Genomic DNA, 13,232 nt, shown 5'->3' with positions numbered 1-13,232 from the left:
TGTCACTGTGACCCGCGTCCCGTGCCGCCCAGGGGACCGGGGTGCGTCGTTTGTCCCGCACTACTCTGGGTTCCGTGAACCCGTCCACCGCCCAGGCCACCGCCGTCGTCGACGAACTCGCCCGAGGGGGCGTCCGCGACGTCGTGCTGTGCCCCGGCTCCCGCAACGCACCGCTCGCCTTCGCGCTGCAGGCCGCCGACAACGCGGGCCGGTTGCGGCTGCACATGCGCATCGACGAGCGCACCGCCGGATTCCTCGCGATCGGCCTGTCCGTTGCCTCCGGCCGTCCGGTGCCCGTCGTGATGACCTCCGGCACCGCGGTCGCCAACCTCGCGCCGGCCGTGCTCGAAGCCAACTACGCCCGGGTGCCGCTCGTGGTGCTCAGCGCCAACCGGCCCTACGAGCTGCTCGGCACCGGCGCCAACCAGACCGTCGAACAGCTCGGCATGTTCGGCACCCAGGTCCGCGCCACCATCAGCCTCGGCCTGGCGGAAGGGATCGAGCAGAACAGCCAGTGGCGTTCCGCGGTCAGCCGCGTCCTCGCCGCCGCCCGCGGCACCCGCTCCGGAAACGCCGGTCCCGTCCACTTCGACATCCCGCTGCGCGAGCCGCTCGTCCCGGACGTGCATCCCCAGGGCCCGGTGCCCGAGGGCCGCGCCGACGGCAGCGCCTGGACCACCACGGTGCACGCCACCCTCGACGTGCCGATGGACCTCGACATCACCGCCGACACCGTGGTGATCTCCGGGCACGGCTCCGCCTACCGGCCCGAACTGTCGGCCCTGCCGACCGTCGCCGAACCCACCGCGCCGCTCCACGGTGTCCCGCTGCATCCGATGGCGCTGCCGCATCTGAAACCGCGGCAGGCAATCATCACCGGCAGGCCGACTCTGCACCGGCCGGTCTCCAAGCTGCTCGCCGATCCCTCGGTGGCGGTCTACGCCCTCACCACCGGACCCCGCTGGCCCGACGTGTCCGGCAACGTCCTCGCCACCGGCACCCGCGCCGTCGTCACCGGCCGGCCTGATCCGGCCTGGCTGGAACGCTGCCGGAACCTGTCCGCCCACACCGACAAGGCGGTGCGCGCCCAGCTCGACGCCCATCCGAAGCCGACCGGCCTGCACGTCGCAGCGACGGTCACCGATGCGCTGCGAGAAGGGGACCAGCTGCTGCTCGGGGCCTCCAACCCGGTGCGCGACGCGGCGCTGGTGAGCTACCCGCGCGACGGAGTGAGAGTGCTCTCCAACCGGGGTGTCGCGGGTATCGACGGCACCGTCTCGACCGCCGTCGGCGCCGCCCTGGCCTACCCCCAGGGCCGCACCGTCGCTCTGATGGGCGACCTGACGTTCCTGCACGACGCCTCGGGGCTGCTGATCGGCACCGCCGAACCGCGACCGCAGAACCTGACCGTCGTCGTCGCCAACGACGACGGCGGTGGCATCTTCGAGCTGCTCGAGCAGGGCGACCCGCAGTACGCCGGCGTCTTCGAGCGGGTGTTCGGCACCCCGCACGGCATGGACCTCGCCGCGCTGTGTGCCGCGTACCGGGTACCGCACGAGCGGGTGGACCTTCCCGCACTGACCGCCGCGCTGGCCGACCGGACCGAGCCCCCCAGCGGTATCCGGGTGCTCGAGGTGATCACCGACCGCTCCGGCCTGCGGGAACTGCACGCGGCCGTGCGCGCCCAGCTGTGACGGACGCATGAGCGGAATCGACAGGGCACGCCGGGCGGTGCTCGGCGTCGCGATCGGCATCTCGGTGCTCGCCGTGATCCTGGTCCTCGCGGCGTGGCGCAACGACCATCTGATCGCCTCCGACATGGGCACTGCCACCGCAGAGGTGCTTTCCGCCGGGTCGCTGCGCTCGGCGATCAGCTTCGTCACCCCCGACGGCGTCACCCACAACCCCGAGCTCGGTGTGCTGTATCCGACGGGACTCACGGCGGGGCAGCGGATCGCCGTCGAGTACGCCCGCAGCGACCCCGACCTGGCGCGGGTTACCGGCCGCGACGTCCGGGTCGCTCTCGTGCCCGCCGCCTCGTTGATCGTGGTGACCTGGCTGGTCGCGGCACCTGTGCTCGCGTATCTCCGGCGGCGCAGCGAGGCGCGCGTGTAGCGGTGCCGCCGGGAGGATTCGCCGGAACTTCGCCGGGCGGACACCTCGACCACCCCGCCCGGACTGCCGCCACCGCGATGCTGGGCCGGTGCGAGTAGCCATCGTCGCGGAATCCTTCCTCCCGAACGTCAACGGCGTCACCAATTCGGTGTTGCGCGTGCTCGAGCACCTCGACCGCCACGGCCACGAGGCCCTGGTCGTCGCTCCCGACACCGTCGCCGGTCTGCCGCCGGCCCCCGCCCATCACGACGGCATCCCGGTGTACCGGGTGCCGGCGGTGCACGTGCCGAAGGTCAGCTCCCTGCCCGTGGGGCTGCCACAGCCCGCGCTCACCGGCATCCTGCGTGGGTTCGCGCCCGATGTCGTGCATCTGGCGTCGCCGTTCCTGCTCGGTGCCGGCGGCCTCGGCGCGGCCCGCAGACTCGACCTGCCCACCGTCGCGGTCTACCAGACCGACGTCGCCGGATTCGCGTCCAGCTACGGGCTCGGCCTCGCGGCCCGTGCCGCCTGGCAGTGGACGCGCCGGATCCACCGGGCCTGTGACCGCACGCTCGCACCGTCGACGGCGGCCGCCGCCGACCTCGCCGCACACGGCATCCCCCGGGTGCACCGCTGGGCGCGGGGCGTCGACACCGCACGCTTCACCCCGGCCCGGCGTAACGAGGCGCTGCGCCGAGCCTGGTCGTCCGACGGCCGGCTCGTGGTCGGTTTCGTGGGCCGGCTCGCCCCGGAGAAGCACGTCGAACGTCTCGCAGTCCTGTCGGCCGACCCCCGCTACCGGCTCGTCGTCGTCGGGGACGGTCCCGAACGCGCCCGGCTCGAAACGGCCCTGCCCGGGGCGGTGTTCACCGGCCACCTCGGCGGTGACGCACTGGCCGACGCCTACGCGAGCCTCGACGTGTTCGTCCATCCGGGGGAGCACGAGACGTTCTGCCAGGCCGTGCAGGAGGCGCTCGCCAGCGGCGTCCCCGTGATCGCGCCCGACGCGGGCGGCCCGCGCGATCTCGTCGCCCACTGCCGCAACGGCTACCGGCTGCCGGTCGACGGCTTCACCGAACTGCTGCCGGGTGCGGTGGGCGCCCTCGCCGACCCGGTGCTCCGCGCCCGGTTCGGCGCGGCCGCGCGGCGCAGCGTTCTCGGCCGCACCTGGCCCGCGGTGTGCCACGAACTGCTCGGGCACTACGAGCAGGTCTGCTCGGTCCGGCCGGGCACGCTGCGGCGCAGCGCGTAGCCGGGCACGCTGCGGCGCGGCGCGTAGCGGTAACGTTTCGACCGTGGCAACTACTCACGGATCGCGGGCCTCGCTCGCGAAGGATCCGCGCGAGGTCGCGTCGATGTTCGACGACGTCGCCCAGCGATACGACATCACCAACACCGTGCTCTCCTTCGGGCAGGACCGCAGTTGGCGACGAGCCACCCGAGCGGCCCTGGACCTGCGGCCGGGGGAGCGCGTCCTCGATCTCGCCGCCGGCACCGGGGTGTCGACGGTGGAGCTCGGCCGGTCCGGCGCGTGGGTGGTGGCCACCGACTTCTCCACGGGAATGCTGCAGGCCGGCGCGTTCCGGCAGGTGCCGATGGTCGCAGGCGACGCGATGCGCCTGCCCTTCGCCGACGCGGTCTTCGACGCCGCCACCATCTCCTTCGGGCTGCGCAACGTCTCCGACTTCGAGGCCGGACTCCGCGAGATCGCGCGGGTGACCAAGCCCGGAGGCCGCCTCGTGGTGTGCGAGTTCGCCACACCCGTGTCGGCCCCGCTGCGCGTGCTCTACCTCGAATACCTGATGCGGGCGCTGCCGCGGGTCGCACGGACCGTCAGCAGCAACCCCGACGCGTACGTCTATCTCGCCGAGTCGATCCGGGCGTGGCCCACACAGCCCGAACTCGCCGAGCGGATCCGGGCCGCCGGCTGGCGGTCGGTGCAGTGGCGCAACCTCACCGGCGGGATCGTGGCCCTGCACCGGGCGGTGCGCTGACCGGACGCGGTCAGGCGAAGAGCGGTCGGCGGTCCCAGCGCAGCGACGCGCCGCCCCCGGCCCGCCACGCCCGTGCGACGACATCCTCGTCGCGCTCGGTGACGAGGTTGCCCATGACCCGGACGGCCACCGTCATCAGCGACGTCGAACTCATCCCCACGGGTCCGGTGGCCGGCAGGAACCTCGGCAACGTCAGCAGCCCGGCAAGCCGCCGGGCCACGGAGAACGCCCGGCCGTAGCGTTCGCGCAGCAGGGCCGGCCACAGCTGCGTGAGGTCGTCCGCCTCCAGGACGCCGGCGAGGAGCCGCCCGCCCTCGAGGCCGTAGTCGATGCCCTCGCCGTTGAGCGGATTCACACACGCCGCGGCGTCGCCGATCAGGGCCCAGTTCGGGCCCGCCACACCGGACACGGCACCGCCCATCGGCAGCAGCGCCGACGCCACCCGGGTGGTCTCGCCGAGTCCCCACTCCCCGCGCCGTCGCGACGCATACAGCTCGATCAGCGGGCGCAGCGACCCGGCGGCCGGCCGCTTGGAGGTGGCGAGCGTGCCCACGCCGATGTTGACCTCCCCGGTGCCGAGGGGGAACACCCAGCCGTAGCCCGGGTGCAGCGTGCCCGCGTCGTCGCGCAGCTCGAGGTGCGACGTGATCCACGGGTCGTCGCTGCGGGGGGAGGTGGCATAGGCGCGGGCCGCGACCCCGTACGCGGTGTCGCGGTGCCACTGCCGGCCGAGTAGCTTGCCCAGCGGAGAACGGACCCCGTCCGCCACGACGAGCCGTTCGCATCCGACGGTGCGCGGCCCGCGCGCGGTCGCGAAGGTCACCGCGGTCACCCGCGTCCCTTCGCGCTCGACGGCGACGGCCTTGGTTCCCTCGGCCGCTGCGGCACCCGACTCGACGGCGACGCGGCGGATCCGGTCGTCGAGCTCGGTGCGCGGCACGGCGCTGCCCTGCGCCGGGAAGGAACCCGACGGCCACGGAAGCTCGAGGCTGCGACCGAAGCCTTCCAGCCGCAGGCCCCGGTTGACGGTGCGCGTGCGCACCCAGTCGTCGAGGCCGAGGCGGTCGAGCTCGGCTACCGCCCGCGGGGTCAGGCCGTCGCCGCACGTCTTGTCCCGCGGGAAGGTCGCGGCGTCGACGAGCAGCACGTCGCGTCCGTCGCGGGCCGCCCAGGCGGCGGCGGCCGACCCGGCAGGACCTGCGCCGACGACGAGCACGTCGGTACGGTCGGGGAGATCCGGAAGGTCGGGCCGCGGTTCGGACCCAGCGTGTTCTGCCACCACGGCTCCATCCTTCCAGGTACGGCTTCGGTGCCTCGGGGAGGTAGCCGGCCGGCGGAGCGGCTAGGTTCACTACCGTGGAGCCGATTCGACAGCGGACAGCGGTAGCCGGGTCGACAGAACAGGATGGGTACCTCATCGTGAGCACTGAAGGGGCGGCGCAGTCCGCCGGTCCGTCCGGCGCGACGTCGGACACGGTGGTGGCCGGGGTGGACCTCGGCGATCCGGTCCTGGCGGGCGCCGTCCGGGACGGTCTCGCCCGAGTCGAGGAAGTGCTGATCTCGGAGCTGTCCGACGGCGAGGACTTCCTGACCGAGGTCGCACTGCATCTCGCCAAGGCCGGCGGCAAGCGGTTCCGTCCGCTGTTCACCCTCCTCACCGCCCAGCTCGGCCCGAAGCCGAACGATCCGGCGGTGGTGACGGCGGCGACCGCGGTCGAACTCGTGCACCTGGCCACGCTGTACCACGACGACGTGATGGACGAGGCCACCATGCGCCGGGGCGCACCCAGCGCGAACGCGCGGTGGAGCAACAGCGTCGCCATCCTCGCCGGGGACTTCCTGTTCGCGCACGCGTCGCGCCTGGTGTCGACGCTCGGTCCCGCTGCGGTACGGACCATCGCCGAGACGTTCGCCGAACTCGTGACCGGGCAGATGCGCGAGACCATCGGCAGCGGGAAGGATCGGGACCCGGTCGAGCACTACCTGAAGGTCGTGTGGGAGAAGACCGGCTCGCTGATCGCGACGAGCGGACGCTTCGGCGGGACGTTCTCCGGCGCCGACCAGGACCAGATCGCGCATCTGGAACGGCTCGGCGACGCCGTCGGTACCGCATTCCAGATCGCCGACGACATCATCGACATCTCGTCGGCGTCGACGGAGTCCGGCAAGACGCCGGGAACGGACCTGCGCGAGGGTGTCCACACCCTGCCGGTGCTGTACGCCTTCCGTGAGACGGGGCCCGAGGCCGATCGGCTGCGCGAACTGCTCGCCGGACCGGTCGAGGACGAAGCCGCCGTCACCGAGGCGCTGGAGCTGCTGGCGCGGTCGCCGGGAATGGCTGCGGCGAAGCGGACGCTGGGCGAGTACGCGGACAAGGCCCGCGCGGAGCTGGCGTCGCTGCCGCAGGGACCGGCGAACGAGGCGCTGCGCCGGCTCGTCGACTACACGATCGCGCGCGTGGGATAGGGACCCGGACGCCGGGACGCGGTTTCGGCCGGTGACGGCGGGGAACCCGCGCCCCACCCCGCTTCGTTGAACGCTCGGGCCAGATCGACGGGAAGAGGCGTGACGTGCACGGGAATGCGAACCGGCTGAAGACGGCGGGGCTCCTCATCGGGATGTCCGCCCTCATCGTGTTCATCGGCGCCCTGTTCCGGAACCCGACGATCCTGATCGGGTCGATCGTCCTGGCCGTCGGGATGAACGCCTACGCCTACTTCAACAGCGACAAACTGGCGTTGCGGGCCATGCATGCCCAGCCGATCACCGAGGTGCAGGCACCGGTGATCTACCGGATCGTGCGCGAGCTGGCGACCACGGCGCATCAGCCGATGCCCCGGCTGTACATCAGCCCGACCAGCGCACCCAACGCGTTCGCGACCGGCCGCAACCCCCGCCATGCGGCGGTGTGCTGCACGTCCGGGATCCTGCAGATCCTGAACGAGCGCGAGCTGCGCGCGGTGCTCGGACACGAACTGTCGCATGTCTACAACCGGGACATCCTGATCTCGTCGGTGGCCGGCGCGATGGCGGCGGTGATCTCGGGGCTGGCGAATCTCGCATTCTTCGCGAACATGTTCGGCAACCGCGACCAGGGCACCAATCCGCTGGCCCTGTTGCTGGTGTCGCTGCTCGGGCCGATCGCGGCGACCGTCGTCCGGCTCGCGGTGTCGCGTTCCCGCGAGTACCAGGCGGATCAGTCCGGCGCCGAACTCACCGGCGATCCGCTGGCGCTGGCCTCGGCGCTGCGCAAACTCGAGCAGGGCACCCGGGCGGCGCCGCTGCCGCCCGAACCCCGGATCGCCGCGCAGTCGCACATGATGATCGCGAACCCGTTCCGTCCGGGGGAGCGGATGAGCCGATTGTTCTCGACCCACCCGCCCATGGCGGAGCGCATCGACCGACTCGAGCGCATGGCCCGCGGGGGCTGACGCCCGCCGTGCCAACCGGTCGTCACCGCCTACCGGTAGTTGACGAATTGCAGCGCGATGTCGAGGTCGGCATTCTTGAGCAGTGCGATCACGGCCTGCAGGTCGTCGCGCTTCTTGCTGGTCACGCGCAGCTCCTCGCCCTGGATCTGCGCCTTGACGCCCTTGGGTCCCTCGTCCCGGATCAGCTTGGAGATCTTCTTGGCGTTCTCGGTGCTGATGCCCTGCACCAGGGACCCGCTGATCTTGTAGACCTTGCCGGACTGGGTGGGCTCGCCGGCGTCGAAGGACTTCAGGGAGAGATTGCGCCGGATCAGCTTCTCCTTGAACACCTCGAGGGCGGCGTTGACGCGTTCCTCCGTGTCGGCGGTCAGGGTGATGGACTCCTCGCCGCTCCACTCGATGCCCGCCCCGGTGTTGCGGAAGTCGAAACGGGTGCCGAGCTCCTTGGCGGCCTGGTTCAGCGCGTTGTCCACCTCCTGGCGGTCGACCTTGCTCACCACATCGAACGACGAATCAGCCACGTGCACTCCACTTCGGATCGGTTCTGTACGGGTTGCCGCCCCGACGCTATCGGGTGGCGCGGTGCCGCTGTCCACCCGGTTTGCACAACAGGGGGGTGTGCGTTGTATTGTTTCAAACGCGCCAGGGACACGGTCCCGATCGCGCCCGGCAGGTTGCCCGAGCGGCCAATGGGAGCGGACTGTAAATCCGTCGGCTTACGCCTACGTAGGTTCGAATCCTACACCTGCCACCGGAACGGCCCCGATCCGAACGGATCGGGGCCGTTCTGCGTTCGCGGTCGTTCCGGTGCCGACGTCGCTGCGTCCCGGTGTGCGGCCGGCGCACGCCCGAGAGCGCCTCCGGACGCTCGGCCGAGGGGTGAAAAAGTCGATTTACAGCCCCTGAACTGCCGATTTTGTTCCTGCAGAGGAGTGTGTGTAATCTTTTGGAGGCCGCAGCGAGCAGAGATGCTCACGGTGGTCGCGCCCCCTTAGCTCAGTCGGCAGAGCGTTTCCATGGTAAGGAAAAGGTCGACGGTTCGATTCCGTCAGGGGGCTCGCTGGATTGTGTGCCGCCGTTGTTCGCGACACTCGACACCGAGGCGGTGTAGCTCAGTTGGTAGAGCAAACGACTCATAATCGTTGCGTCGCCGGTTCAAGTCCGGTCACCGCTACCACAGTTGAATGAACCACCCTGATCGTCGTTGATCAGATTGACGCGAAAGAAGGCATCCCGTGGCCTCCTCCACCGACGTTCGGCCGAAGATCACCCTGGCCTGCGAGGTGTGCAAGCACCGCAACTACATCACGAAGAAGAACCGTCGTAACGACCCCGATCGGTTGGAGCTGAAGAAGTTCTGCCCCAACTGCGGCACTCATCGCGCACACCGCGAGTCGAAGTAGTCGTACAGGGTCGACGTCGACGCGTGAGCTCCCCGCACAATCGCCCACGCCGGCCGGCGTCCGGGCGAAGTTGCGGGAGTTCTGCGTATGACGGGCACATTCGTGAGTGAAGAATCGGTCGTGGACGGCACCGAACAGGCCGGGATCCAGTTCGATGTAGCGGCACATGCGGCCTCGATGGTCGGTCACCACTATCGCGTCGAAGACTTCTACGAGGTCGGGCGGGAGAAGGTCCGCGAGTACGCGCGCGCCGTGCTGGACAACAATCCGGCGCATCACGACGAGGAAGCGGCGAAGGGCCTCGGCTACGACGGCCTCGTCGCGCCGCTCACTTTCATCTCCATCGTCGGCATGATCGCCCAGCGCAAGCTGTTCGACGAGGTCGTCACCGGATACGACCTCAGCCAGATCATGCAGACGGACCAGAGGCTGGTGTTCCACCGGCCGATCCAGGTGGGCGATCGACTGTTCTGCGATGTGTACCTCGACGATTTCCGTCAGGCCGCCGGCAGCGACATCATCACCACCAAGAACATCATCACCGATCAGCACGACAACGTCGTGATGACCACGTGGACCACCCTGGTGGGCCGCACCGGTGGCGAGGTGGACGAGAACATCGCCCACGCAGTCAAGGATGTGATGATGCATGTCGCGCCGTAGGTTCGAGGACGTCTCGGTCGGTGAGGAGCTGCCCGTACGGGTGGTGACGCTCACCCGTGGCAACCTCGTGAACTACGCAGGTGTGTCGGGTGATCCCAATCCGATCCACTGGAGCGACGAGGTCGCCAAGCTCGCCGGCTTGCGCGACGTGGTCGGCCACGGCATGCTCTCCATGGGCATCGCGGCCGGTTTCGTCACCGACTGGCTCGGTGACCCAGGAGCGGTGACCGAGTACAACGTTCGGTTCACCAGTCCGGTCTACGTCGAGGCCCATCGGGCCGCCGAGGTGGAGTTCTCCGGCAAGGTCAAGTCGGTGGACGCGGACAGCAAGACAGCAGTGGTCGCGATCGTGGCGAAGTCCGAAGGACGTAAGATCTTCGGGCGAGCCACGGCAACGGTCCGTCTGGCCTGACCGGCCGGCGGATTGGGTTTGTCCCGGGGCTATGAAGTACACTAAGACTTCTGGGATCGCATAGCGCAGCGCGCTGCTCTCGAAGGCCGTAACGGCCCACGGGGTGGCGCGCATGTCATGTGGTCGCAGATGGGTCGATCGAGACGCCGGTTTCCGGCGGAGGCATCGACCAGAGGGGCGTAGCTCAATTGGCAGAGCAGCGGTCTCCAAAACCGCAGGTTGCAGGTTCAAGTCCTGTCGCCCCTGCCCCCGGACTGCCAGCGACCGAGAGGAACGATGTGAGCGAGGAGCGCGGTAAGCGCGACGGCGGTACCGCAGGGACTTCCAGCCCTGACGACGCCGGATCGGCGACCGACGCGACCCCCGGCGCTTCCTCCGCATCCGCTGCCCCCACCGGCAAGAAGTCCCCGCGACGTTCCGCCGCTCCGGCGTCGACCGCGGTGGCGCCCGCTCGACGGGCCGAATCGCAGCCGGCCAAGTCCGCTGCTCGCTCCGGTGCCCAGGGCACGGAGAACATCTTCAAGCGCCTGCGGCGCTTCTTCCGCGAGGTCCTTGCCGAGCTGCGCAAGGTGATCTGGCCGAATCGCAAGCAGTTGGTCACGTACACGACGGTCGTCGTGGTCTTCGTGGCGGTCATGACCGCGCTCATCTTTGGATTGGATCTGGCGTTCGTGAAGGGCGTCAGCTGGTTGTTCGGCTAGCGCGTCAGCGTGCCGGCAAATGTGATCGACGAGAGGAAAGTGCCCGGTGAGCACCCCCGAGAACGACTCGTACGAGCCCTCGGCCGAAGAGCGCGTTTCGGACGAGGTCTTTGTCGACGACTCCGTGACGGCCGAGCCGGCCGACGAGTCGGCAGTAGAGCCGGCCGACGAGTCGGCGGTGGAAGCGGCCGACGAGTCGGCGGTGGCGGGCATCGAAACCGACGAGACGGCCGGTGACGAGTCCGAGGCGCCCGCGGAGGCCCCGGCGGAGGAGATCGATCCCGCGGAGGCCCTCGAGAAGCAGCTGCGGCTCGAGCCCGGCGACTGGTACGTCGTGCACTCCTACGCCGGTTACGAGAACAAGGTCAAGGCCAACCTCGAGACCCGTGTGCAGAACCTGGACCTCGGGGAGTACATCTTCCAGGTCGAGGTGCCCACCGAAGAGGTCACCGAGATCAAGAACGGCCAGCGCAAGCAGGTCAACCGCAAGGTTCTGCCGGGCTACATCCTGGTTCGGATGGAACTGAACGACGAGTCGTGGGGCGCGGTGCGCAACACTCCCGGAGTCACCGGATTCGTGGGTGCCACCTCGCGCCCGTCGCCGCTGACGATCAAGGAGGTCGTGAAGTTCCTCCTGCCGCAGCAGGCGAAGAAGAAGCCCGCCGCCGCTGCCGCTGCCGCCGAAGGCGCTGCGACCGCTGCCAAGCCCACCATCGAGGTGGACTTCGAGGTCGGCGAGTCCGTCACCGTCATGGACGGGCCGTTCGCGACGCTGCCGGCGTCGATCAGCGAGGTCAACGCCGAGCAGCAGAAGCTCAAGGTCCTGGTGTCGATCTTCGGTCGCGAGACCCCGGTGGAGCTGTCCTTCAACCAGGTGTCGAAGATCTGACGGTCCGACCCACTCAAACTTGCGATAGCAGTACGCAAGAACCACACCGAGCAAGAAACTAGGAATAGAGATGCCCCCGAAGAAGAAGAAGATTGCCGGGCTCATCAAGCTCCAGATCCAGGCAGGTCAGGCCAACCCGGCTCCGCCGGTCGGCCCCGCGCTGGGTCAGCACGGCGTCAACATCATGGAGTTCTGCAAGGCGTACAACGCGGCGACCGAGTCGCAGCGCGGCAACGTCGTGCCGGTCGAGATCACGGTCTACGAGGACCGCTCGTTCGACTTCAAGCTCAAGACCCCGCCGGCCGCCAAGCTGCTGCTGAAGGCCGCGGGTGTGCAGAAGGGCTCCGGCGAGCCGCACAAGACCAAGGTCGCCAAGGTCACCATGGACCAGGTGCGCGAGATCGCCAAGACCAAGCAGGAAGACCTGAACGCCAACGACGTCGAGGCCGCCGCGAAGATCATCGCCGGCACCGCGCGTTCGATGGGCATCACGGTCGAGGGCTGAGCGCAGCGCCGCTCGGAACCCGCAGGGCCGAGTGCCCGGCAGCAGTAATCCGTGGGAGGGCCGGCCAGGCTCGACAACCACGACCGAACCGTTCACCTTCCGGTGACAAGTTAGGACAGAACAATGGCAAAGCGCAGCAAGGCGTACCTCGCCGCCGCTGAGAAGATCGACGCCTCGACGCTCTACAGCCCCCTCGCGGCCGCTCGGCTCGCGAAGGAGACCTCGTCGAAGAACTACGACGCCACCGTCGAGGTCGCCATGCGCCTCGGTGTGGACCCCCGCAAGGCGGACCAGATGGTCCGCGGCACGGTCAACCTGCCGCACGGCACCGGTAAGACCGCCCGCGTCATCGTGTTCGCTGTGGGCGAGAAGGCCGCCGAGGCCGAGGCCGCCGGTGCGGACGCCGTCGGCGCCGAGGACCTCATCGAGCGGATCCAGGGCGGTTGGCTGGACTTCGACGCCGCAATCGCGACCCCGGACCAGATGGCCAAGGTCGGCCGCATCGCGCGTGTCCTCGGCCCGCGCGGCCTGATGCCGAACCCGAAGACGGGCACGGTCACCCCGGACGTCACGAAGGCTGTCGCGGACATCAAGGGCGGCAAGATCAACTTCCGCGTCGACAAGAACTCGAACCTGCACTTCGTGATCGGCAAGGCGTCGTTCGACGACGCGAAGCTGGTGGAGAACTACGCTGCCGCGCTGGACGAGGTCCTGCGTGCGAAGCCGTCCACCGCGAAGGGGCGTTACGTCAAGAAGGTCACGATCGCGACCACCACCGGCCCGGGCATCCCGGTGGACCCGTCGCGCACCCGGAACCTCCTCGAGGACGCCGAGTAAGGAGACCGGTACCCGGTCTTCGCGGGCAACGCACCGAACGGCCGGCACGGAACTGCTCCGTGCCGGCCGTTTTGCGTCCGCGCGCCTCGTCCGGTACGCTGGCTCGCGGAGTTCGGCGCGTGCCGATCTTCACCCCGATCATGTTCTACCCAAGACCGTTGGTCACCGGGTCCGCGTGCGGATTCGGTTGAAGGTCCGGGATTGCCCGGCGGCCCACGCAGGAGGACGAGGTAGGGGAGATACGACATCGCTCGCGATGCCGTCCTTCTCTCTGTACGCCCCGTGTGCCCTGCACCGGGGCGT

Annotated in this window: 15 protein-coding genes and 4 tRNA genes; 17 read left to right on the top strand and 2 right to left on the bottom strand. The window is 69.5% G+C overall.

What is annotated here, in order from left to right:
• The first annotated feature begins 74 nt into the window (after positions 1-74).
• From menD to AC2IPW_RS17845, 4 genes are all read left to right on the top strand, one after another.
• Positions 75-1,694 (top strand): 2-succinyl-5-enolpyruvyl-6-hydroxy-3-cyclohexene-1-carboxylic-acid synthase, encoded by a 1,620-nt coding sequence (menD, locus tag AC2IPW_RS17860; protein ID WP_416061511.1) that lies wholly within the window; start codon positions 75-77, stop codon positions 1,692-1,694.
• Positions 1,695-1,701: 7 nt separating this feature from the next.
• Positions 1,702-2,115 carry a DUF3592 domain-containing protein gene (locus AC2IPW_RS17855; RefSeq protein ID WP_486375299.1) on the top strand — a complete coding sequence of 138 codons (414 nt, stop codon included), beginning with the start codon at positions 1,702-1,704 and terminating at the stop codon, positions 2,113-2,115.
• A gap of 88 nt (positions 2,116-2,203) precedes the next feature.
• The gene (locus AC2IPW_RS17850; RefSeq protein WP_003937607.1) at positions 2,204-3,346 is read left to right on the top strand and encodes a glycosyltransferase family 4 protein; all 1,143 of its coding nucleotides are present in this window, start codon (positions 2,204-2,206) and stop codon (positions 3,344-3,346) included.
• 43 nt (positions 3,347-3,389) lie between these two features.
• The gene (locus tag AC2IPW_RS17845) at positions 3,390-4,088 is read left to right on the top strand and encodes a demethylmenaquinone methyltransferase (RefSeq protein WP_081005223.1); all 699 of its coding nucleotides are present in this window, start codon (positions 3,390-3,392) and stop codon (positions 4,086-4,088) included.
• 10 nt (positions 4,089-4,098) lie between these two features.
• On the opposite strand, the gene AC2IPW_RS17840 is transcribed toward AC2IPW_RS17845, so the two are convergent.
• Positions 4,099-5,370 (bottom strand): geranylgeranyl reductase family protein, encoded by a 1,272-nt coding sequence (locus AC2IPW_RS17840; RefSeq protein ID WP_486375298.1) that lies wholly within the window; start codon positions 5,368-5,370, stop codon positions 4,099-4,101.
• A gap of 137 nt (positions 5,371-5,507) precedes the next feature.
• Between AC2IPW_RS17840 and AC2IPW_RS17835 the strand changes: the two genes are divergently transcribed.
• Positions 5,508-6,554, top strand: a complete 1,047-nt coding sequence (locus AC2IPW_RS17835) for a polyprenyl synthetase family protein (protein WP_003937610.1) — start codon at positions 5,508-5,510, stop codon at positions 6,552-6,554.
• Positions 6,555-6,658: 104 nt separating this feature from the next.
• Complete coding sequence (gene htpX, locus AC2IPW_RS17830; RefSeq protein ID WP_003937611.1) at positions 6,659-7,519, top strand: zinc metalloprotease HtpX; 861 nt, start codon at positions 6,659-6,661, stop codon at positions 7,517-7,519.
• A 29-nt stretch (positions 7,520-7,548) separates the two neighbouring features.
• Here the strand turns inward: htpX and AC2IPW_RS17825 are convergent, their stop codons facing one another.
• On the bottom strand, positions 7,549-8,040 hold the full coding sequence (locus AC2IPW_RS17825) for a YajQ family cyclic di-GMP-binding protein (protein ID WP_003937612.1): 492 nt from the start codon (positions 8,038-8,040) through the stop codon (positions 7,549-7,551).
• Between the two features lie 147 nt (positions 8,041-8,187).
• Here AC2IPW_RS17825 and AC2IPW_RS17820 point away from each other — a divergent pair.
• From AC2IPW_RS17820 to rplA, 11 genes are all read left to right on the top strand, one after another.
• Positions 8,188-8,270 (top strand) — tRNA-Tyr (locus tag AC2IPW_RS17820).
• 234 nt (positions 8,271-8,504) lie between these two features.
• Positions 8,505-8,577: transfer RNA gene (locus tag AC2IPW_RS17815), tRNA-Thr, on the top strand.
• A 43-nt stretch (positions 8,578-8,620) separates the two neighbouring features.
• Positions 8,621-8,696, top strand: a tRNA-Met gene (locus AC2IPW_RS17810).
• A 58-nt stretch (positions 8,697-8,754) separates the two neighbouring features.
• Complete coding sequence (gene rpmG, locus AC2IPW_RS17805) at positions 8,755-8,922, top strand: 50S ribosomal protein L33 (RefSeq protein ID WP_003937613.1); 168 nt, start codon at positions 8,755-8,757, stop codon at positions 8,920-8,922.
• 87 nt (positions 8,923-9,009) lie between these two features.
• Complete coding sequence (gene hadA / locus AC2IPW_RS17800; RefSeq protein WP_003937614.1) at positions 9,010-9,585, top strand: (3R)-hydroxyacyl-ACP dehydratase subunit HadA; 576 nt, start codon at positions 9,010-9,012, stop codon at positions 9,583-9,585.
• A complete protein-coding gene (gene hadB / locus AC2IPW_RS17795; RefSeq protein WP_003937615.1) occupies positions 9,572-9,997 on the top strand; it encodes a (3R)-hydroxyacyl-ACP dehydratase subunit HadB in 426 nt (141 codons plus the stop codon). The genes hadA and hadB overlap by 14 nt, the downstream gene beginning before the upstream one ends.
• A 173-nt stretch (positions 9,998-10,170) precedes the next feature.
• Positions 10,171-10,243: transfer RNA gene (locus AC2IPW_RS17790), tRNA-Trp, on the top strand.
• A 32-nt stretch (positions 10,244-10,275) separates the two neighbouring features.
• A complete protein-coding gene (gene secE, locus AC2IPW_RS17785; protein ID WP_003937616.1) occupies positions 10,276-10,698 on the top strand; it encodes a preprotein translocase subunit SecE in 423 nt (140 codons plus the stop codon).
• A 46-nt stretch (positions 10,699-10,744) separates the two neighbouring features.
• Positions 10,745-11,587: a transcription termination/antitermination protein NusG gene (gene nusG / locus AC2IPW_RS17780; RefSeq protein ID WP_003937617.1), complete on the top strand. Its 843-nt coding sequence runs from the start codon at positions 10,745-10,747 to the stop codon at positions 11,585-11,587.
• 70 nt (positions 11,588-11,657) lie between these two features.
• Complete coding sequence (rplK, locus tag AC2IPW_RS17775) at positions 11,658-12,092, top strand: 50S ribosomal protein L11 (protein WP_003937618.1); 435 nt, start codon at positions 11,658-11,660, stop codon at positions 12,090-12,092.
• 123 nt (positions 12,093-12,215) lie between these two features.
• The gene (rplA, locus tag AC2IPW_RS17770) at positions 12,216-12,929 is read left to right on the top strand and encodes a 50S ribosomal protein L1 (protein ID WP_003937619.1); all 714 of its coding nucleotides are present in this window, start codon (positions 12,216-12,218) and stop codon (positions 12,927-12,929) included.
• The last annotated feature ends 303 nt before the right edge of the window (positions 12,930-13,232 follow it).

The sequence above is a fragment of the Rhodococcus sp. NS-SX18 genome (assembly GCF_057367935.1).
This window is presented reverse-complemented; position numbering and strand designations above follow the sequence as displayed.

Bases quoted from the DNA above. Each gene is read 5' to 3' on its own strand.
- hadB (WP_003937615.1), top strand. From the start codon at position 9,572: ATGTCGCGCCGTAGGTTCGAGGACGTCTCGGTCGGTGAGGAGCTGCCC.
- rplA (WP_003937619.1), top strand. From the start codon at position 12,216: ATGGCAAAGCGCAGCAAGGCGTACCTCGCCGCCGCTGAGAAGATCGAC.
- hadA (WP_003937614.1), top strand. From the start codon at position 9,010: ATGACGGGCACATTCGTGAGTGAAGAATCGGTCGTGGACGGCACCGAA.
- rplK (WP_003937618.1), top strand. From the start codon at position 11,658: ATGCCCCCGAAGAAGAAGAAGATTGCCGGGCTCATCAAGCTCCAGATC.
- AC2IPW_RS17855 (WP_486375299.1), top strand. From the start codon at position 1,702: ATGAGCGGAATCGACAGGGCACGCCGGGCGGTGCTCGGCGTCGCGATC.